This window comes from Winogradskyella aquimaris (assembly GCF_042676105.1).
GTDB lineage: Bacteria > Bacteroidota > Bacteroidia > Flavobacteriales > Flavobacteriaceae > Winogradskyella > Winogradskyella aquimaris.
In genome coordinates this window covers 15,935-34,918 of sequence record NZ_JBHTJQ010000009.1, presented here as the reverse complement: position 1 = coordinate 34,918, position 18,984 = coordinate 15,935, and the positions used below count along the sequence as shown (strand labels likewise).

Genomic DNA, 18,984 nt, shown 5'->3' with positions numbered 1-18,984 from the left:
TTTATGTCTGATGTCACTGTAATAGAGAATTTTGTTAAAAAATATAAGGCACTAAAACAAGAAGTAGCTAAAGTTATTATTGGGCAGGAGGATGTTGTTGACCAAATATTAATCTCAATTTTTTCTGGTGGTCATTCCCTATTAATAGGTGTACCTGGTTTAGCTAAAACGTTGATGGTCAATACCATTGCTCAGGCTTTAGGTTTAGATTTTAAACGGATTCAGTTTACGCCAGATTTAATGCCAAGTGATATCCTTGGAAGTGAAATCTTGGATGAAGATCGTCGTTTTAAATTTATAAAGGGACCAATCTTTGCTAACATCATTTTAGCTGACGAAATTAACAGAACTCCACCCAAGACTCAAGCTGCGCTGTTAGAGGCAATGCAAGAACGGGCGGTTACCGTAGCAGGGCACCAATACAAATTGAGTTTGCCCTATTTTGTACTCGCAACACAAAACCCAATAGAGCAAGAAGGAACCTATCCACTGCCTGAAGCACAGTTAGACCGTTTTATGTTTGCTATACGATTAAAATACCCTTCATTTAAGGAAGAGGTAGAGGTAGTTAAAGCCACAACAACCGATATTCAAACATCAGTAGATGCTTTGTTTTCTGCCCAAGAAATTATCGATTTTCAAAATGTAATACGTCGTATTCCAGTTGCAGATAACGTTATTGAGTATGCGGTTTCATTGGTTGCTAAAACAAGACCTAATGAGGCGAATGCTGCAGACATTGTAAAGGAGTTTGTAGATTGGGGAGCAGGTCCACGGGCTTCACAGAATTTAATACTTGCTGCAAAAACCCACGCAGCGACAGTAGGAAAGTTTTCACCAGATATAGAAGATATTCAGGCGGTAGCTACTGGAATTTTAAGGCACAGGATCATTAAAAATTACAAAGCTGAAGCTGAAGGAATTTCAGACGAAAAAATTATTGAAAGTCTGTTTTAGATATTATGGTTTAAATGGACACCTCAATCCTTAAAATTCAGAATTGTTCTAAATAAATTTATTTGTTAAATTTTTAATTAAACAGTAATTAACGTGTTAAAAATTAGAATAAAAATTATAAAAAATGACTTTTCATGATTTATTTTCAGTGTTTTGAGGAATTCTTTACATATTTTCAAAAATCCTTTGTATTTCGTAATTTTGTGACACTTTAAAAAATAATTATCAACCTTTAAATATACTTTATGGCTTTTGACATTGATATGATAAAAAAGGTTTATGCTAACATGACTGAGCGTGTTGACAACGCCAGAGCCATTGTTGGAAAACCACTAACACTTTCAGAAAAAATATTATACGCTCATCTCTGGGATGGTAAACCAACAAAAGCGTTTACTAGAGGGAAGGATTATGTAGATTTTGCACCAGATAGAGTAGCTTGTCAAGATGCAACTGCCCAGATGGCATTACTGCAGTTTATGCAAGCGGGTAAGCCAAAAGTAGCGGTGCCTACCACGGTTCATTGTGATCACTTAATTCAAGCCAAAGATGGTGCAGCAACCGATTTAAAACATGCTAACAATACGAGTAGTGAAGTCTTTAATTTTTTAGAATCCGTTTCTAACAAATATGGAATAGGTTTTTGGAAACCAGGAGCAGGCATTATACACCAAGTGGTTTTAGAAAATTATGCTTTCCCTGGCGGAATGATGATCGGAACAGATTCACACACAGTTAATGCTGGTGGTCTTGGAATGGTGGCCATTGGTGTTGGTGGGGCTGATGCTGTAGATGTTATGGCTGGTATGGCATGGGAACTTAAGTTTCCAAAATTAATTGGTGTAAGACTAACAGGGAAGTTGTCTGGTTGGACGGCACCAAAAGATGTTATCTTAAAAGTTGCAGAAATTTTAACTGTAAAAGGTGGAACTGGTGCTATTGTTGAATATTTTGGTCCTGGTGCTTTATCTATGTCTTGTACTGGTAAGGGAACCATTTGTAATATGGGTGCAGAAATAGGGGCTACAACGTCTACTTTTGGATATGATGATTCTATGGAGCGTTACTTACGTGCCACGGATAGAGCAGATGTCGCAGATGAGGCCAACAAAATCAAAGAATACCTTACTGCCGATGCTGTAGTTTATGAAAACCCAGAACAATATTTTGATCAAGTAATTGATATTAACCTTTCAGAATTAGGACCTTTATTAAATGGTCCTTTTACACCAGACCTTTCGACTGAAGTTGGTCGTGATATGACCGAAAAGGCAAAAGCTAACGATTGGCCTATGCAGGTTGAATGGGGTCTTATAGGGTCATGTACCAATTCATCGTATGAAGATTTATCACGAGCATCATCGATAGCACAACAGGCTTTAGATAAGGGCTTAAAAACCAAGGCGGAGTTTGGAATTAATCCTGGTTCTGAGCAAGTAAGATACACTGCTGAACGTGATGGAATTCTTCAGGTATTTGAAAAATTGGATGCCAAGATTTTTACCAACGCTTGTGGGCCATGTATAGGTCAATGGGCTCGATATAGCGATCCAAAGAATGCACCAAAAAACAGTATTGTGCATTCGTTTAACAGAAACTTTGCTAAACGCGCTGATGGAAATCCAAATACGCATGCATTTGTGGCTTCACCAGAAATTACAGCTGCTATAGCCATTGCAGGACGATTAGACTTCAATCCTATGACAGATACTCTAATTAATGAGAATGGTGAAGAAGTTATGTTAGATGAGCCAACAGGATGGGAATTACCACCAAAAGGTTTTGAGGTAAAAGAAAATGGATATCTAGAGCCGTTAGAAGATGGTAGTGGCGTTAAAGTAACCGTCAATCCTGATTCCGAAAGATTACAGTTGTTGACACCTTTTGAACCTATAGGAGATACTATAAAAGGTGCTAAATTACTTATTAAGGCATTTGGTAAATGTACCACCGATCATATCTCAATGGCTGGTCCTTGGTTACGTTTTAGAGGTCATTTAGATAACATTGCAAATAATACCTTAATAGGGGCTGTAAATGCTTTTAACCACAAAACTAACTTTGTCAAAAATCAATTGACTGGTGAATATGGTGGTGTACCAGATACTCAGCGCGACTACAAGAAACATGGTATTTGGTCCGTGGTTATTGGTGACCATAATTATGGTGAAGGGTCTTCTAGAGAACATGCTGCAATGCAACCTAGACATCTTGGTGTGGCTGCAGTAATCGTGAAGTCTTTTGCTAGAATCCACGAAACCAACCTTAAAAAGCAAGGTATGCTGGGCTTAACATTTGCGAACGAATCGGATTATGATTTAATTCAAGAAGATGATACGTTCAATTTCTTGGATTTAGATGCCTTTGCACCCGATAAACAGCTTCATGTTGAAGTTGTGCATGCAGATGGCTCTAAAGATGTAATCGCTTTAAACCATACTTATAATGACACACAAATTAAATGGTATAAAGAAGGATCGGCACTTAATCTGATTAAGAAGCAGAACGCAAAATAAATTTTGATTTTAAATTTAATATAAAACTCTCAGTTAAAAGCTGAGAGTTTTTTGTTTTAATAATGAAAGGATTCATTGTATAATGCGACTTTGATTATAACTCAATTAAATCTCTCTTTAGCCATGAATTCCATTTGGGTCTTCGAAGATGTGAATTTATTTAATTTACTATGTCCTCATAAGTTCAAGTCCTATGCGGCTTGTCATGATTTTGATGCTTATAAAAAAAATGATTACATCTATTTTGAAGATGATGCCGCACATAAAGTATATCTCATTGAAAAGGGAAAGGTAAAAATTGGCTATTATAACGAAGATGGTACTGAAGTAGTTAAGGCTATTTTAAATAAAGGAGAGTTGTTTGGTGAAAAAGCCATTCTAGGTTTAGAAAAACGAGATGAATTTGCTCAATCCATTGATAATAAGACCTCTATTTGTCCTGTAAGCGTGAATACCATGCATGATTTAATGAGGGATAATAAAACCTTTAGTTTGAGGATTTACAAATTCATAGGTTTTAAGTTTAAAAAATTAGAGCGAAGACTTCAATTGTTGTTGTTTAAAGATTCTAAAACACGATTGTTGGAGTTTCTTCAAGAATTATGCAATGATTATGGGTACGATTGCGATAAAACAGGACATCGGATTATAAACCATCCATACACTCAAAAAGACATTGCTTCATTGATAGGGATATCACGACCTACATTAAATATTTTAATGAACGAACTCAAGGAAGCTGATATTATAGATTTTAATCGCCGACAAATTAGGATATTGAGTTCTTCCGCTTAACTATAGGATTATGAAAGGAAAAATCAAGAAAAGTAATATCATCTTTTTACTAATCGTCGTGCTGCTTATTGTACCACAAACAAGGCAACCTATACAAGTTTGGCTTCATAAGGGCTTAAGTTATATAAATCAATCGACAGTAATTGATAGTGAAGAAAGAGTAAAAGTTGCTAATATTAATTGGCAGGTACAGAATGAAAATGGTAGTGTGCTGGATTTTAAAACTACAAAAGGCAAAGTGGTGTTTATTAATTTTTGGGCCACTTGGTGTCCACCGTGTATTGCAGAAATGCCGAGTCTTCAATCATTGTACAATGATTATAGTGAAAAAGTGGTCTTCCTATTTGTTACCAATGATAATTTTAAAACGGTTAACAGTTTTAAAGCTAAAGGCAACTATACTTTTGATGTTTTTAGGCCTATCAATCAAGTACCAAGTGCATTAGAGACTGCTTCAATTCCTAGAACGTTCATTATTAACAAAAAAGGTGAAATTGTGGTAGACGAATCTGGTGCTGTGAATTGGAATGGAGAGGTCGTCCGCCAACAATTAAATGAGCTACTTAAAGAATAAAACAACTATTTGTCTTTATGAAAATTAAATGCATTATTTCTTTAAAAATGTAGTAAAAGTCCCTATTTTTTAATTTTCAAATGGCCTGATAAAATTGATTTGAGAAGAATCAATTTTTTAAGCTTATATGGTATAAAACAGTTGGAATGTCTCAAATTACCACATTAACATTTTTTAGGTATAACACCTTCTTAAATAGAGCTTGGGCCTTTGGAATGATGCAATTTGCACATACGCCATTATCAAAAGTTAAGGGCCAGACCACATATAAATTAATGGGTAGTGGGAAGGATGGATTTAATCCTTTTCCAGATTGGTCGGTTTATGCATTATTACAAATATGGGAGAATGAAGATGCTGCTAATAAGTTTTTAGAAAATTCAGAATTGATGAAGCAGTATAAGTCTAAATCATCAGAGCAATACACTCTTTATTTAAAAAATTTAAAATCCAATGGGTCTTGGGCTGGTATAAATCCCTTTAAAAAAAGTGATACGCTGAGTGAAGACATTCCCCTTATTGCAGTTATTACTAGAGCTACTATAAAAAAAAGATTGTTGTTTAAATTTTGGAAATATGTGCCAACATCGCAAAAACCTTTAGAAGGAAACAAAGGATTGATTTTTACGAAAGGGATTGGGGAAGTACCTTTTACGCAAATGGCTACATTTAGTATTTGGAGAGATAAAGACAGTTTGATGAAATTTGCCTATGGTAGTGAAGAACACAAAAAGGCAATTTTAGATACAAAGCGTTTAGATTGGTACAAAGAAGAATTGTTTTCAAGATTTCAACCTTATAAATCTAAAGGTAATTGGTCGGAAATAGAAACATTACCCTTCTAAAAATAAAAAAAGGCGAACACAAAAAATGTAACTTCGGCTAAATATAAATGTAGGGAAAATAATCTGCTGCCTTTTATGTTTACTAATCTCAGAATAGTCTGCAATATTACACCTAAGACGAACCAAGTTACATAATTTTCAATCTTTGGTGTTCCTCCTGTAAATTCCCAAAAATCAAATATTGGTGCACTAAATTCCATTAGAAAATCCAATAAAACCATAAGAAAGGCCGCGACTATAATTTTTGGCTTTGTTGACCATTCTGTGTAATCAACAATTGCAGCAGTTACAAAAGTTAATAATGCCCAGTATACACCTATTAAGTAAGGAACACCATCTAATTTAGTTCCAAAATTATTTCCGTAAGAATAGGAACCAAATAATAACTGATAATTAACACCTAACCATTCAGCAAACATACCTATGCTACCAAAAGCAAAGAAAATGATTAGTTTTTTTGAGCTATTTAAAGGGTAAATTAAAAAAAATAGTACCATTGAGACTAATAGATTTAATGGTGTTTTTTCAATGAACCAATCCATATAGCCAAGCCCAATTCCTATAATGGCAGAAATATGAAATAGCCATAAGATACCTATGCTCAATTGCAGTTTATATTTATAAAATAGTTTATTCATCTAGTTGCTATTTGGTATTAAATCGCTGACTATTTTAGCTGATAGAAGGCATAAAGGTATTCCACCACCAGGATGGACTGATCCACCACAGAAGTAAAGGTTTTTAATTTTATTAGAAAAGTTAGGATGTCTCAAAAAAGCAGCAAATTTATTGTTGCTGGCGGCTCCATATAATGCTCCTCTGTAAGAGCTTGTCGAACTTTCAATACCTCGTGGATCTAAAATGTGTTCAGTCGTGATTAAATCATTTAAGTCGATATTTAAAATCCGATTGAGTTTTTGAATAATGTTTTGTCTTGACTTTTCGATTAAAGAAGGCCAGTCTTGATTATAGTTCCCTGGTGCATTTATCATAACAAACCAATTTTCATGTCCTTCAGGTGCATCGCTTGGATTTTCTTTAGATGTGATGTTAATATAAATCGTTGGGTCATCAATCAAACTTTTCTTCTTAAAAATAGCTTCAAATTCCTTTTGATAAGAATCACTGAAAAATATATTATGTAAATCGAGCTGGCTGAAATTCTTTTTAATGCCCCAATAAAAGATTAAGGCAGAACTAGAACGTTCTTGTTTTAATATTTTTTTTGGTGGTATCTGGTCTTTTAATAGTGTTTTATAAGTAGGGTAAACATCGGCATTAGAGATTACATAATTAGCATTATATGAGCCCTTTGAAGTCAAAACACCCTCAACTTTATTTTGGTTTATTAGAATTCTTTCAGCCTTTTCATTGAATTTAAATTCAATTCCAACATCGAGAGCTAATTGATAAAGACTTTGACTAATCTCATGCATACCTCCTTTTGGAAAGTAGGTTCCGAATCCCATTTCTAAATGAGGTATCATAGACATAATACCAGGTGTCTGATAGGGTGACGAACCGTTATAGGTGGCAAAACGATTGAAAAATTGAACTAATTTTTTATTGTTAAAGCTTTTTTGATTTATTGAATTAAGAGACTCTCCCAAATCTAAATGTATGATGTTTAGAAGGGCTTTGAGCGTTTGTTTAGAAATATATGTACTGACTTTATGCAAGGACTTTTCTAGAAATAAAGACGCGGTTAAATTGTATTTCTTTTTATTAAGTTCGAGATACTTCTTTAAATTGAGTTCAGGTTCATTAAAAGCTAGTGAAGCCAACTTTATAAATTCGTCTAGGTCTGCAGGCGCTGAAAAATAATGTCCATCTTCCCAGAAATAATTACAAATTATTGATTTCTTATGGTAATTGAAATAATTTGAAGGGGGTTTACCATGTAACTCAAATAAATCCGTGACTAGATGTGGCATGGTAAATAGGGAAGGACCAAGGTCAAAGCGATAGTTATCTTTTCTTATACTGTGTAGTTTACCACCCGTATAACTGTTACTTTCGATGACGGTAACATCGAACCCTTTCTTATTTAAACGTAAAGCCGTAGCAATTCCGCCTATACCGGCCCCAATGACCAAGGCTTTCTGCATATGAAACTACCTTTTGAAATATTTAAAAGGAACGAAAAGCATTCCAAAACATTCGCCATCCTTTTTTCCAAGATGTTTATGGTGTATTTTATGTGCTCGTCTCACACCCTTGGCGTACCAATGATTGGCATTTCTAAACAATTTGAAACGTTGGTGTATAAAAATATCGTGAACTACAAAATAAGCAATACCATATGCTAGAATTCCGAAACCAAGCGGATAACCATACCAATAACCTACATGTCCTGCATAAAATAAAGACATACTTACGATGGCATAAAAAATAAAGAAAAGATCATTTCTCTCAAACCAACTATTGTGGTCTTTATGATGATGATCCTTATGCAATACCCATAAAAATCCATGCATAATATATTTATGGGTAAACCATGCCATGAATTCCATAGTTAAAAATGTTCCGAAAAATATTAAAATCCAGTAAACAATTTGCATAATAATTAGGTACTTATTTTAAAGTAAATTTAAATGATATTTCACATAACTACGGGTGAGTAGTTCAATTTTTTTGTAATTAGGTACACGGATTCTTGCAGACTTAATCTCTAAAGCAGGTGTCTTTTTAAGTTTTTGTAACAATTTGTTGTAATAACGATACGCCATAAATACACCAAATCTTGCTTCTAAAGGTAAACGCTTTATACCCTGTAAACCTTTAGAAAAGTCCGCTTCAATATCTTTTATAATGGCTTGCTTAGACACCTCATCAAGATGGTTTAAATCTGTATTGGGAAAATATGTTCTACTTAAATCTTCAAAATCTGCTTTTAAGTCCCTTAAGAAGTTAACTTTTTGAAATGCCGAGCCCAAGCTCATTGCAGCGTCTTTTAGGTCTGTATACTTTTCCTCATCACCCTTTACAAAAACCTTCAAGCACATAAGGCCAACAACGTCCGCAGAACCATAAATATAGGCTTTGTATTCTTCCTCAGTTAGGTAGTCTTTTTTGTGCAGATCTAATCGCATACTACTCATAAAGGCTTCTACTAAATGCTTATCTATATTGTATTTGTGATACGTTTCTTGAAAAGAATTAAGTATTGGGTTTAGGCTTATTTTATCTGTAAGTGCAGCTTCTAAATCGGCTTCAAAATTGACGAAGAGTTTTTCTTTATCATAATCGTGAAAGGTATCTACAATCTCGTCTGCAAAACGAACAAATCCATAAATATTATAGATATCTTGTCTAATACTTTCAGATAGCATCTTAGTGGCCATAGAAAATGACGTACTGTAAGCATTGGTCACTAACTTACTACATTCTTTAGATACGTGATCAAAAATTGATTTCATGATATTACTGTCTTTTTCTTAGCGATTAAACTTTGTTTTTTTGTATTAGCTCTGAAACTAATTTTCCTGATATTAAAGACGGAGGTACACCTGGACCAGGAACGGTTAATTGTCCCGTAAAATACAATTCATCTACCTTTTTACTTTTTAACTTTGGTCTTAAAAATGCTGTTTGTCTTAAAGTGTTTGCCATACCGTAGGCATTGCCTTTATATGAGTTGTATTCATTTATAAAATCATTAACACAAAACGATTCTTTAAACAGAATACTATTTCTAACCTTTTGGTTTGTAAGATTTTCAAAACGATTAATTATAATATCAAAATATTGTTGTCTCAACTCTTTTGTATCTTCTAAACCGGGTGCAATTGGTATTAAAAAAAATCCTGTTTCGCAGCCCTCTGGTGCCATACTCTTATCTGTAACAGAAGGAAAGTTAACATAAAATAATGGATTTTCAGGCCATTTAGGGTCATCATATATATCCTCGGCATGATTTTCAAAGTCTGTATCGAAAAATAAGTTATGGTGCTCAACGTTTTTTAGCTTCTTGTCAAATCCTACATAGAAAAGTAAAGAAGAGGGTGCAAAAGTGCGTTTTTCCCAATATGTTTCTGAATATTGTCTGTAAGTTTTGTCAAGTAGAGTTTCAGTGTGGTGATAATCTGCACCACTCAGCACAACATCTGAAGGGATGAATTGGCCGTTTACTTTTATACCAGTAGCTTTTCCATTCTCAACTTGTATTTTTTCTACGCTACTGTTGGTATGTATAGTGACTCCTAAGCTTTCTGCCAAGCTCTTCATTGCTTTAATGATTTCGTACATGCCCCCTCTAGGATGCCAGGTGCCCAGACCAAAATCTGCAAAATTCATAAAGCTGTAAAACGACGGTGTTTGACTTGGTTTAGCACCTAAGAACAATACGGGAAATTCCAGAGTGGAAATAAGTTTAGGATTCTTAAAATTCTTTCTAACCTCTGAACTTATGGTTTTGAAAAAACGATCTACTCTTGTCACCGTGTCTTTTGTTACCAGTTCAAACGGAGAAATCCCAGGCTTTAATACAACTTTATTAATCGCAATATTGTAATGATCTTGTGCTTGAGCTATAAACTTTCTAAGCGGCTTGGAACTTCCAGACTCAATCCGTTCAAACTCTTTACAAATCTGGTCCATATGGTCACCAATAGTAATAACTTCATCTGAGAAAAAAATCTTGTAGGCTGGACTCAATTTGTCAAGTTTGTAAAAATCCCTTGTACTTTTTCCAAAATCATTAAAAAACTTTTCAAAAATATCTGGCATCCAATACCAGCTTGGGCCAATATCAAAAGTAAATCCATCCTTAACAAGCTGTCTCGCTCTGCCACCAACAGTTTCGTTTTTTTCAAAAATTGAAACTTTATACCCTGCTTGCGCCAAATAACACGAAGCAGATAAAGAGGAAAATCCAGATCCTATGATAGATATTGTTTTGCTCATCATTTATTTAGTTCGGACATCAATGCTTGAATACTTTTAAATGCTGTAATGCCTTTTGGTAGCTTCTCTAAGTCTAAGGAATTCAGCATATGGCCTAAAACCCAGAATTTGGTTTTACTATCGTTCAATATTAATTGGCTAAAGTCTTTAACATATTTTTCAATATCGTCTTTTTCAGGCTTAACCGTAAAATATGAAATAAAGATGAGCTCGTCATAGTAGTTTTTTAAATCTTCCAAACTTTCTAGAGGTACACTACTACCCAAAAATATAGACTGATAACCATAGCTTACCAATTGATGGTTAATAAACATTAGTCCCAACTCATGTATTTCATTTTCTGGTAGATAGAGAACAAATGTTTTTTTACTCGAGTTAACTTGCTTTGCTTGGATTTTCTCGGTATTTATTAAGATTTTCTGACGGATGAGCACGGTTAAAAAATGCTCATGAGCAGGTGTGATAGTTCCTGTTTGCCATAGTAAACCAATTTCAGTTAACAGGGGAATAAAAATTTCATAGAAAATCCTATCGAATGACTTCTCTTTTAACAAGGATTCATAGGTGTTATAAAACAACGCTTGGTCAAAGTTTAACATGGCCAATTTGAAAGCATTGATAGCATGGCTTTCTAAGTTGCTTTTTGAAGCAATTTCTCTGACTAATAACGGAATTTTATGCTCTTCTAGCTTGGCTATTTTAGAAATTTTGTAGCCATTACTATTGAGATAACTTACATTTAGTAGCTTTTGAAAGCTAGCCAAATCGTAATATCTTATATTGGTGTCCGTGCGTTTTGGCTCTAATAGATTATAGCGTTTTTCCCAAATTCTTATGGTATGAGCCTTTATACCAGTTAAATTTTCAAGGTCCTTAATACTAAACTGATTCTTTATGCTGTTCACCTTTCAATTAAAATGTTTAAACAAAAATAAGATTTTAACTGATAGTTTTACGAGAATTAACAAAATTTAAATAAAAATATCATCCAATGAGAAAGGAGAACGATTTTATCTTTTGATGTTGAAGGAAGTTGTGCGCACGAGAAGACTCGAACTTCCACGACCTAAACGGTCACTGGCCCCTCAAGCCAGCGCGTCTACCAATTCCGCCACGTGCGCATAAAAGTGATATAAATATAAAAAAAAAGTTAAGCTTTTAGCTTAACTTTAGTGACCGGGCTGGGGCTCGAACCCAGGACCCTCTCCTTAAAAGGGAGATGCTCTACCAACTGAGCTACCCGGTCAGTAAGGTGTTACCTTTACGAGGGTGCAAATATAAAATGTTTAATTAATAAAACAATACTTTTTTTATTTAAATTTTTGTTTTTTTGTGCTAAGGAAAAAGGTGTCTATTTAATAGAAAATTTTATAAAATGATAGTAGCTTTAATGGGATATATGGGATCGGGTAAGTCTACTATTGGCAAAGAATTGGCTACTGTATTGAACTACAAATTTTTAGATTTGGATTCTGTCATTTCAGACGCTGAGAAAAGTTCGATTTCTGACCTTTTTAAAAAAAAAGGTGAAATATATTTTAGAAAAAAGGAAGCGTTTTACTTAAATGAGATCTTAAAATCCGAGAATCATGTTGTTTTGGCTTTGGGTGGTGGTACACCTTGCTATGGTAACAACCTTCAGCTACTCTTAAAGCAATCCAAAGTATCAACATTTTATCTAAAACTTTCTCTACCGTTATTATCTTCAAGACTTTTCAAGGAAAAAAATGATAGACCTCTTATTAGTCATATTGATTCTGAAGAAGCACTTACCGAGTTTATAGGGAAGCACCTATTTGAACGCAGTCAATACTACAGCCAAGCAAAACACATTATAGATATTGATGGCAAATCACAACAGGATATTTTGGAAGCTATTTTGATGTATTTAATCTAAAAATGCTTCGTAAGGTTGTTTTGAAAGATTAACATGGACATGCTCAAATAGAGAGGTTGATAGTGAAATGCCTTTAAAATCAGCTTTTACAGGATATTTTTTATGGTTACGGTTAACTAATACAGCCGTTTTAAATTGCTTTAGAGGTACATCTAAAAAATGCTTAATGCCATAAATTAACGTACTGCCGGAGTTTAAAACATCATCAATTAAAACCAAGGATTTGTTGGTATAATCTTCACTCTTAATCGATGTCTCTATAGGATTGGTTGGAATTTTCTTATCAATAATGACCTTACAGAGTATCGCGTTGATTTCAGAAATTTTGTCAAGCTGATGCTTAATTTTTTTGGCTAAGATATAACCATTGCTGTCAATACCAGCTATAACAATTTCAGATTCATTGACATTACTTTCGTAAATCTGATAGGCTATTCGTCTTATTTTATGCTCAATTTCACTGTGGCTTAAAATGGTGTTTTTATTAAGTGCCATGTAATTGTTTTCTGGTTTGATTGCAGTTGTGTCTCTTTTACTTCTCAAAGATAAAAAACAGTTCCTTACCTTGTCGTTCTTTAATGGAATTTATTGATCGTTTTAAGGTTTTAATCTTAAATTTTTTATCAAAAAGTGATAGATATTCATCACGGCTCCCACCAAAGGGTGGGCCGGATTCGGTCAATGGAAAATCAAACAACAAACCTACAAGCTTACCACAAGGCTTTAAGAGTTCATACATTTTATCTACATATTGACTTCTTAAATCTGGACTTAATGCGCAAAAAAATGTCTGCTCTATAATAAGGTCAAATGAACTATTGAGTTCAAAAAAGTCTTGATGCAGCAAGTGATCGTTAGGAAAATCCTTAACTCTGTTTTTTAAATTTTCTAAAGGTTGCTTGGCAATATCTAAAACAAATGTGTTTCTGAAGCCTTTGTTCCATAGCAATTCAGCCTCAAAACTGTTACCTGCACCAGGAATTAAAATAGAAATCGTTTTATCATGTAGCTGCTCTATGTATTCTTTTATGGGTGTAGATGCATAACCAATGTTCCAACCGGTTTTATTGTCTCTGTACCTATTATCCCAATAAGCTTTATCAAATTTATTCTTCTTCATAAAAACTGTCTATATCGCGTCTATCTTTTTTGGTTGGTCGTCCCGTTCCTTTTTTGCGGTAGTAATCTTTACTGAATTTTAAAAGTTCTTTAGCGGCAAATGCGTCCTTAGGTGTGGTATCGGTTCTGTAGATATCTACAAGCTTGGCGCCAACTCTGTTAGGGGGTAAATCGTTAACCGTTAGCTGATAGGTTATTTGGTCTTTTCTTAATTCAATTTGATCTGTTGGGTAAACTTCCCTCGATGGCTTAGCAACGGAACCGTTAATCTTTATTTGTCCTTTCTTACATGCTTGTGTTGCCATGTTTCGTGTTTTGTAATAGCGTACACACCAAAGATATTTGTCAATTCGCATATATTTTTAATTAAAAACTACGTTATCCTTTTGGCATAAAAATATTAATTTAATGTATCTTGCACCACATAATAAAGCAATAATGAACACTACGTTAAATTAGTGGTTGAATTTTACGTAAAACAACTTTAATTACTATGAAATTAATAAAATATTTATTCTGTTTGGCTTGTATAGCATTTGTTGTAATTTCTTGTGAAGATGACGATGTTACTGCACCAACCATAGTTGAAAGAGATAGGACTGAACAACAAGAAGCCGATAGCGATTCTTTAATTGACTACCTTTCAAGTCATTATTACAATTCGGAATTTTTTATGACTGGTACTAATCATAAATATACAGATATAATTATTACTGAGTTGGCTGAAGGTGAAGATGTTCCTGCAGGGCATACATTACTAATTGACGCTGTTGAAACACATACCACTACATATTTCGAAACAGACTATGAATACTATATTCTTCGCCTGAATCAAGGAGGAGGTGATTCGCCAAGATTTACAGATCAAGTTAGGGTAAGATATGAAGGGTCTTTAGTGGAGACTGGTGAATCTTTTGATGGCGTTGTCACACCTATAGATCTTCTTATGCAAGGTGTAGGTTTTTCAGGAGGGGTTATAAGAGGCTGGCAATTGATTCTACCTCAATTCTCTACAGCTAGTAGTTTTATGCTAAATAACGGAATTGTTGAATACGATAATTATGGTTTAGGTATGATGTTTCTCCCTTCAGGTCTAGCATATTTTTCGAGTACAGCATCAGGAATATTAAATTCATATTCTAATTTGATATTTAAGTTTGAGCTATTGCAATATGAAGAAGTAGACCATGATAGTGATGGAATACCTTCTTATGTTGAAGATTTAGATTCAAATTTAGATGTTTTAGATGATGATACGGATGAAGATTTAGCACCTAACTATGTAGATGTAGATGATGATAGTGACGGTGTTAATACTATAGATGAATTAATGCCTAATGCCTACATTGTTGATACCAATAATGGTGGTACAGAACCTGTTTTAGGAAGCAATGAATATGAAGTGAGCAGATCTGAAGTTAATGGTGTAATTACTATTAATACAGTAATTGTGATGGATACGGATAGTAACGGGATTCCAGACTATTTGCAAGAAGATATTACAATTAACTATAATGAGGAAGAAGGTTAATCCTTATCAGAACAGAATAAAAAAAAAGCCGCTGAAAAAGCGGCTTTTTTGTTTCCTAGGAATTAAGTTGTAAACCTACAATGCAATTGATAAACTCAGGATTAATTGATCTGGTCTGGTATCTATTCTACTGGCAATACCTGTGCCTAAATTGTTATTAATAAATGTAGCTTCATTATTGCTAAAACCCCGCTCATATCTTAAGTCGATACCAATTTTATTTAAGTTGAGGCCAATGCCAAAATTAAGACCTACAGAGAATTCATTCTCAACGCTATCAATGTTAATTCCTTCAAATTCTGTATCTAAAATATACTGCAATGAAGGACCTCCAAAAACGCTAACGGGTCCTAAGACTTTAAGACCAACTAATAAGGGTGCATCAATTTTCTTAATATTAAACCCATCATTGTTGTAATCACTTTTTGTAGCCGTATATACTAACTCTGGTCGGAAATAAATTTGGTCACCTATTTTTCCAAATAAACCTACATGGTAACCAATATTTCTATCAGGGTTTTGGGCATTGTCGCCGATGGATTCAAAATAATCACCATTAGCACTGTAGTTAAGGCCACCCTTAAAGCCGAAGGAACTTCCTTTTTGTGCATTTACACTTAAGCCAAAAATGGCACATACAGTAGCAGTGAAAACTACTTTTTTCAAATTTTTCATAATGTTCGTTTTTAAGATTAGATACCTAAAATCAAAAACGTTGCCAAAATGAAGTTATTTTCTTGATAAGACTTTTTTTACAGCTTCAACAATAGCATTACTGTTCAAACCATATTTATCCATAAGTTGGGCAGGTGTACCCGATTCACCAAAAGTATCTTTAGTTGCTACGAATTCTTGCGGTGTTGGTTGGTGAAGTGCTAATACTCTGGCAACACTTTCCCCCAGACCACCTAAATAATTGTGCTCTTCTGCCGTCACCACACAACGCGTTTTAGCTATTGACTCTAAGATTGCCTTTTCGTCTAGTGGCTTAATGGTATGAATATTAATGACTTCGGCACTAATTCCACTTTCATTTAATGCTTTGGCCGCTTCCAGTGCTTCCCAAACCAAATGACCTGTTGCTACTATTGTAACATCATTTCCCTCGGTTAGCTTGACTGCTTTCCCAATTTCAAATTTGCCATTTTCTGGAGTGAAATTTGGTACTTTAGGACGTCCAAATCTTAAGTAAACAGGACCATGATGCTCAGCAATTGCTAGTGTGGCTGCTTTAGTTTGGTTATAGTCACAGGTATTAATGACGGTCATTCCGGGTAACATCTTCATAAGACCAATATCCTCTAATATTTGGTGTGTTGCACCATCCTCACCTAAAGTTACACCAGCATGAGACGCACATATTTTTACATTTTTATGAGAGTAGGCTACACTTTGGCGTATTTGGTCATAAACTCTACCGGTTGAGAAGTTTGCAAATGTTCCGGTAAAAGGAATTTTTCCACCTATGGTCATTCCAGCAGCAATACCTATCATATTTGCTTCGGCTATACCTACTTGAAAGAATCGATCTGGATGATTGGACTCAAATTCATCCATTTTAAGGGATCCGGTTAGGTCGGCACAAAGTGCTACTACATTTTCATTTTTCTGACCTAATTCAGTTAAGCCGGCCCCGAAACCAGAGCGTGTATCTTTATTTCCTGTATTTGTATATGTTTTCATTCTGTAATGTAATTGCTGATTAATAATCTCCTAACGTTTCTGGATTTTGAGCTAAACCGATTTCTAATTGCTCATCGTTTGGAGCTTTTCCATGCCAAGCATGGGTGTGCATCATAAAATCTACACCATTACCCATGACGGTTTTTAGCAACACACAAACTGGTTTTCCAGCACCAGTAAGACCTTTGGCTTCTGCCATTCCCTTTATAATAGCTTCAATATTATTTCCATTGTCAATATCAACAACTAACCAACCAAAAGCTTCAAATTTTGCCCTGAGATTACCCATTGGTAAAACGTTATCAGTAGAACCATCAATTTGCTGACCATTCAAATCTACAGTTGCTATTAGATTGTCTACATTGTTTCCGGCAGCATACATAATGGCTTCCCAGTTTTGCCCTTCTTGTAACTCGCCATCACCATGAAGACTGTAAATGAGGTGGCTATCATTATTCAGTTTCTTTGTTTGGGCTGCGCCAATAGCTACAGACATACCTTGTCCTAGCGAACCAGACGCTATTCTTACACCTGGTAAGCCTTCGTGAGTGGTTGGATGGCCTTGTAATCTTGAGTTGATTAACCTAAAGGTATTAAGCTCTTCAACTGGAAAATAACCAGCTCTAGCGAGAACACTATAATAAACGGGTGAGATATGACCGTTTGATAAGAAGAATAAATCCTCTCCAATACCGTCCATATCAAAACCATCCTTGGTTTCCATTATTTCATTGTATAGACAAACAAAAAATTCTGCACAACCTAGTGATCCTCCAGGATGTCCAGAATTAACTTTATGAACCATGCGCAATATGTCTCTGCGAACTTGAGTGGTTAAATCTTCTAATTTTTTAATATTAGACATGTTAAATAGCTTAAATTAATGATGCAAAAATAGCTTTTTGGTGGTCGTATTCAAAAACCGATTACATTCACTTATTAACGATTTTAGTGAATTGCTAACAATTTTTGAATTTAATTAAGATGTCAATGCCCTTGAGTTAATTATATTTGCCTCCAGACTTACTTTTATGAAATTTAAACGCTTAGCAAAAGATAAAGAAACCAAAGCTAGAGCAGGCCTTATAACGACTGACCATGGCACTATTGAAACTCCCATTTTTATGCCTGTTGGTACTGTTGCCACAGTCAAAGGTGTTCATCAGCGTGAATTAAAAAATGATATTAATCCAGATATCATTTTGGGAAACACCTATCATCTCTATCTACGACCTCAAACTCCAATTTTAGAGCAAGCAGGCGGATTGCATAAGTTTATGAACTGGGATCGAAGTATTTTAACAGATTCTGGAGGATATCAAGTTTATTCTTTGTCTGCAAATAGAAAAATAAAAGAGGAAGGTGTGAAATTTAGATCCCACATAGATGGTAGTTACCATGTATTCACACCCGAAAATGTAATGGAGGTTCAACGAAGTATTGGAGCTGATATTATTATGGCCTTTGATGAGTGCACTCCATATCCATGCGATTATAATTATGCAAAGCGGTCAATGTATATGACACATCGTTGGCTAGATCGTTGTATGGCCCATCTAGAAAAAGTGCCATTAAAATATGGTTACGACCAAACTTTTTTTCCAATTGTTCAAGGAAGTACATATAAGGATTTAAGAATGCAGTCTGCCGAATATATTGCAAATGCAGGTGCAAAAGGTAATGCCATAGGTGGTTTGTCCGTTGGTGAACCAGCTGAGGAAATGTATGCTATGACAGAAGTCGTTTGTGATATTTTACCTGAAGACAAACCTAGATATTTAATGGGAGTAGGGACGCCCGTAAATATTTTAGAGAATATTGCGTTAGGTGTAGATATGTTCGATTGTGTTATGCCTACCAGAAATGCAAGGAACGGTATGCTCTTTACTGCCCATGGGACAATAAATATAAAGAACAAAAAATGGGCGGATGATTTTTCTCCAATTGACGAAATGGGCATCACCTTTGTTGATACGGATTATAGCAAAGCCTATTTAAAACATTTATTTACTGTAAATGAATTATTAGGAAAACAAATTGCTACGATTCACAATTTAGGGTTTTATTTATGGTTGGTAAGAGAAGCAAGAAAGCATATTATTGAAGGGGATTTTAGAACTTGGAAAGAAAAAATGGTTAAACAAATGGACAATAGACTATAG

At 34.6% G+C, this 18,984-nt stretch carries 20 protein-coding genes and 2 tRNA genes; 8 read left to right on the top strand and 14 right to left on the bottom strand.

Translation table 11 applies throughout. The features are described from left to right. Positions 1-3: 3 nt before the first annotated feature. The 5 genes from ACFQ1K_RS07015 to ACFQ1K_RS06995 all read left to right on the top strand — a co-directional run bounded on the left by ACFQ1K_RS07015 (position 4) and on the right by ACFQ1K_RS06995 (position 5,687). Positions 4-957 carry an AAA family ATPase gene (locus tag ACFQ1K_RS07015; RefSeq protein ID WP_320555506.1) on the top strand — a complete coding sequence of 318 codons (954 nt, stop codon included), beginning with the start codon at positions 4-6 and terminating at the stop codon, positions 955-957. Positions 958-1,202: 245 nt separating this feature from the next. After that, positions 1,203-3,473: an aconitate hydratase gene (locus ACFQ1K_RS07010; protein ID WP_320555505.1), complete on the top strand. Its 2,271-nt coding sequence runs from the start codon at positions 1,203-1,205 to the stop codon at positions 3,471-3,473. Positions 3,474-3,596: 123 nt separating this feature from the next. Next, a complete protein-coding gene (locus ACFQ1K_RS07005; protein WP_320555504.1) occupies positions 3,597-4,268 on the top strand; it encodes a Crp/Fnr family transcriptional regulator in 672 nt (223 codons plus the stop codon). A gap of 10 nt (positions 4,269-4,278) precedes the next feature. Further along, positions 4,279-4,842 carry a TlpA family protein disulfide reductase gene (locus ACFQ1K_RS07000; protein ID WP_320555503.1) on the top strand — a complete coding sequence of 188 codons (564 nt, stop codon included), beginning with the start codon at positions 4,279-4,281 and terminating at the stop codon, positions 4,840-4,842. Positions 4,843-4,988: 146 nt separating this feature from the next. Beyond that, the gene (locus ACFQ1K_RS06995; protein WP_320555502.1) at positions 4,989-5,687 is read left to right on the top strand and encodes a DUF3291 domain-containing protein; all 699 of its coding nucleotides are present in this window, start codon (positions 4,989-4,991) and stop codon (positions 5,685-5,687) included. Here the strand turns inward: ACFQ1K_RS06995 and ACFQ1K_RS06990 are convergent. The 8 genes from ACFQ1K_RS06990 to ACFQ1K_RS06955 form a co-directional block, all read right to left on the bottom strand. Beyond that, complete coding sequence (locus ACFQ1K_RS06990) at positions 5,684-6,325, bottom strand: carotenoid biosynthesis protein (RefSeq protein ID WP_320555501.1); 642 nt, start codon at positions 6,323-6,325, stop codon at positions 5,684-5,686. The genes ACFQ1K_RS06995 and ACFQ1K_RS06990 overlap by 4 nt on opposite strands. Then, positions 6,326-7,795 carry a 1-hydroxycarotenoid 3,4-desaturase CrtD gene (gene crtD, locus ACFQ1K_RS06985; RefSeq protein ID WP_320555500.1) on the bottom strand — a complete coding sequence of 490 codons (1,470 nt, stop codon included), beginning with the start codon at positions 7,793-7,795 and terminating at the stop codon, positions 6,326-6,328. A 6-nt stretch (positions 7,796-7,801) separates the two neighbouring features. Beyond that, on the bottom strand, positions 7,802-8,248 hold the full coding sequence (locus tag ACFQ1K_RS06980; protein WP_320555499.1) for a beta-carotene hydroxylase: 447 nt from the start codon (positions 8,246-8,248) through the stop codon (positions 7,802-7,804). Between the two features lie 18 nt (positions 8,249-8,266). Continuing rightward, on the bottom strand, positions 8,267-9,106 hold the full coding sequence (locus ACFQ1K_RS06975) for a phytoene/squalene synthase family protein (protein WP_320555498.1): 840 nt from the start codon (positions 9,104-9,106) through the stop codon (positions 8,267-8,269). A 25-nt stretch (positions 9,107-9,131) separates the two neighbouring features. After that, positions 9,132-10,592 carry a phytoene desaturase family protein gene (locus tag ACFQ1K_RS06970; RefSeq protein ID WP_320555640.1) on the bottom strand — a complete coding sequence of 487 codons (1,461 nt, stop codon included), beginning with the start codon at positions 10,590-10,592 and terminating at the stop codon, positions 9,132-9,134. Next, a complete protein-coding gene (locus tag ACFQ1K_RS06965) occupies positions 10,592-11,497 on the bottom strand; it encodes a MerR family transcriptional regulator (protein WP_320555497.1) in 906 nt (301 codons plus the stop codon). Before ACFQ1K_RS06965 ends, ACFQ1K_RS06970 begins: the two co-directional genes overlap by 1 nt. Positions 11,498-11,628: 131 nt before the next feature. Beyond that, a tRNA-Leu gene (locus ACFQ1K_RS06960) sits at positions 11,629-11,713 on the bottom strand. Between the two features lie 52 nt (positions 11,714-11,765). After that, positions 11,766-11,838, bottom strand: a tRNA-Lys gene (locus ACFQ1K_RS06955). A gap of 129 nt (positions 11,839-11,967) precedes the next feature. On the opposite strand from ACFQ1K_RS06955, the gene ACFQ1K_RS06950 reads away from it, so the two are divergent. After that, the gene (locus ACFQ1K_RS06950; RefSeq protein WP_320555496.1) at positions 11,968-12,489 is read left to right on the top strand and encodes a shikimate kinase; all 522 of its coding nucleotides are present in this window, start codon (positions 11,968-11,970) and stop codon (positions 12,487-12,489) included. Here ACFQ1K_RS06950 and ACFQ1K_RS06945 read toward each other — a convergent pair. From ACFQ1K_RS06945 to ACFQ1K_RS06935, 3 genes are read right to left on the bottom strand one after another with little or no spacing between them, the layout of a single operon-like run. Beyond that, a complete protein-coding gene (locus ACFQ1K_RS06945; protein ID WP_320555495.1) occupies positions 12,481-12,984 on the bottom strand; it encodes a phosphoribosyltransferase family protein in 504 nt (167 codons plus the stop codon). The two genes, ACFQ1K_RS06950 and ACFQ1K_RS06945, sit on opposite strands and share 9 nt — an antisense overlap. A gap of 37 nt (positions 12,985-13,021) precedes the next feature. Then, a complete protein-coding gene (locus ACFQ1K_RS06940; protein ID WP_320555494.1) occupies positions 13,022-13,609 on the bottom strand; it encodes a methyltransferase domain-containing protein in 588 nt (195 codons plus the stop codon). Further along, positions 13,596-13,964: an RNA-binding S4 domain-containing protein gene (locus ACFQ1K_RS06935; RefSeq protein ID WP_320555493.1), complete on the bottom strand. Its 369-nt coding sequence runs from the start codon at positions 13,962-13,964 to the stop codon at positions 13,596-13,598. The genes ACFQ1K_RS06940 and ACFQ1K_RS06935 overlap by 14 nt, the downstream gene beginning before the upstream one ends. A gap of 137 nt (positions 13,965-14,101) precedes the next feature. Here ACFQ1K_RS06935 and ACFQ1K_RS06930 point away from each other — a divergent pair, with 137 nt between their 5' ends. After that, positions 14,102-15,139: an FKBP-type peptidyl-prolyl cis-trans isomerase gene (locus ACFQ1K_RS06930; protein WP_320555492.1), complete on the top strand. Its 1,038-nt coding sequence runs from the start codon at positions 14,102-14,104 to the stop codon at positions 15,137-15,139. A gap of 75 nt (positions 15,140-15,214) precedes the next feature. Here the strand turns inward: ACFQ1K_RS06930 and ACFQ1K_RS06925 are convergent, their stop codons facing one another. The 3 genes from ACFQ1K_RS06925 to ACFQ1K_RS06915 form a co-directional block, all read right to left on the bottom strand. Next, positions 15,215-15,805 (bottom strand): outer membrane beta-barrel protein, encoded by a 591-nt coding sequence (locus tag ACFQ1K_RS06925; RefSeq protein ID WP_449361583.1) that lies wholly within the window; start codon positions 15,803-15,805, stop codon positions 15,215-15,217. Positions 15,806-15,868: 63 nt separating this feature from the next. After that, complete coding sequence (locus ACFQ1K_RS06920) at positions 15,869-16,822, bottom strand: transketolase family protein (RefSeq protein WP_320555490.1); 954 nt, start codon at positions 16,820-16,822, stop codon at positions 15,869-15,871. A 19-nt stretch (positions 16,823-16,841) separates the two neighbouring features. After that, entirely contained in the window at positions 16,842-17,687 is an 846-nt protein-coding gene (locus ACFQ1K_RS06915; protein ID WP_320555489.1) for a transketolase, read from the bottom strand. A 166-nt stretch (positions 17,688-17,853) separates the two neighbouring features. On the opposite strand from ACFQ1K_RS06915, the gene tgt reads away from it, so the two are divergent. Next, complete coding sequence (tgt, locus tag ACFQ1K_RS06910; protein ID WP_320555488.1) at positions 17,854-18,984, top strand: tRNA guanosine(34) transglycosylase Tgt; 1,131 nt, start codon at positions 17,854-17,856, stop codon at positions 18,982-18,984.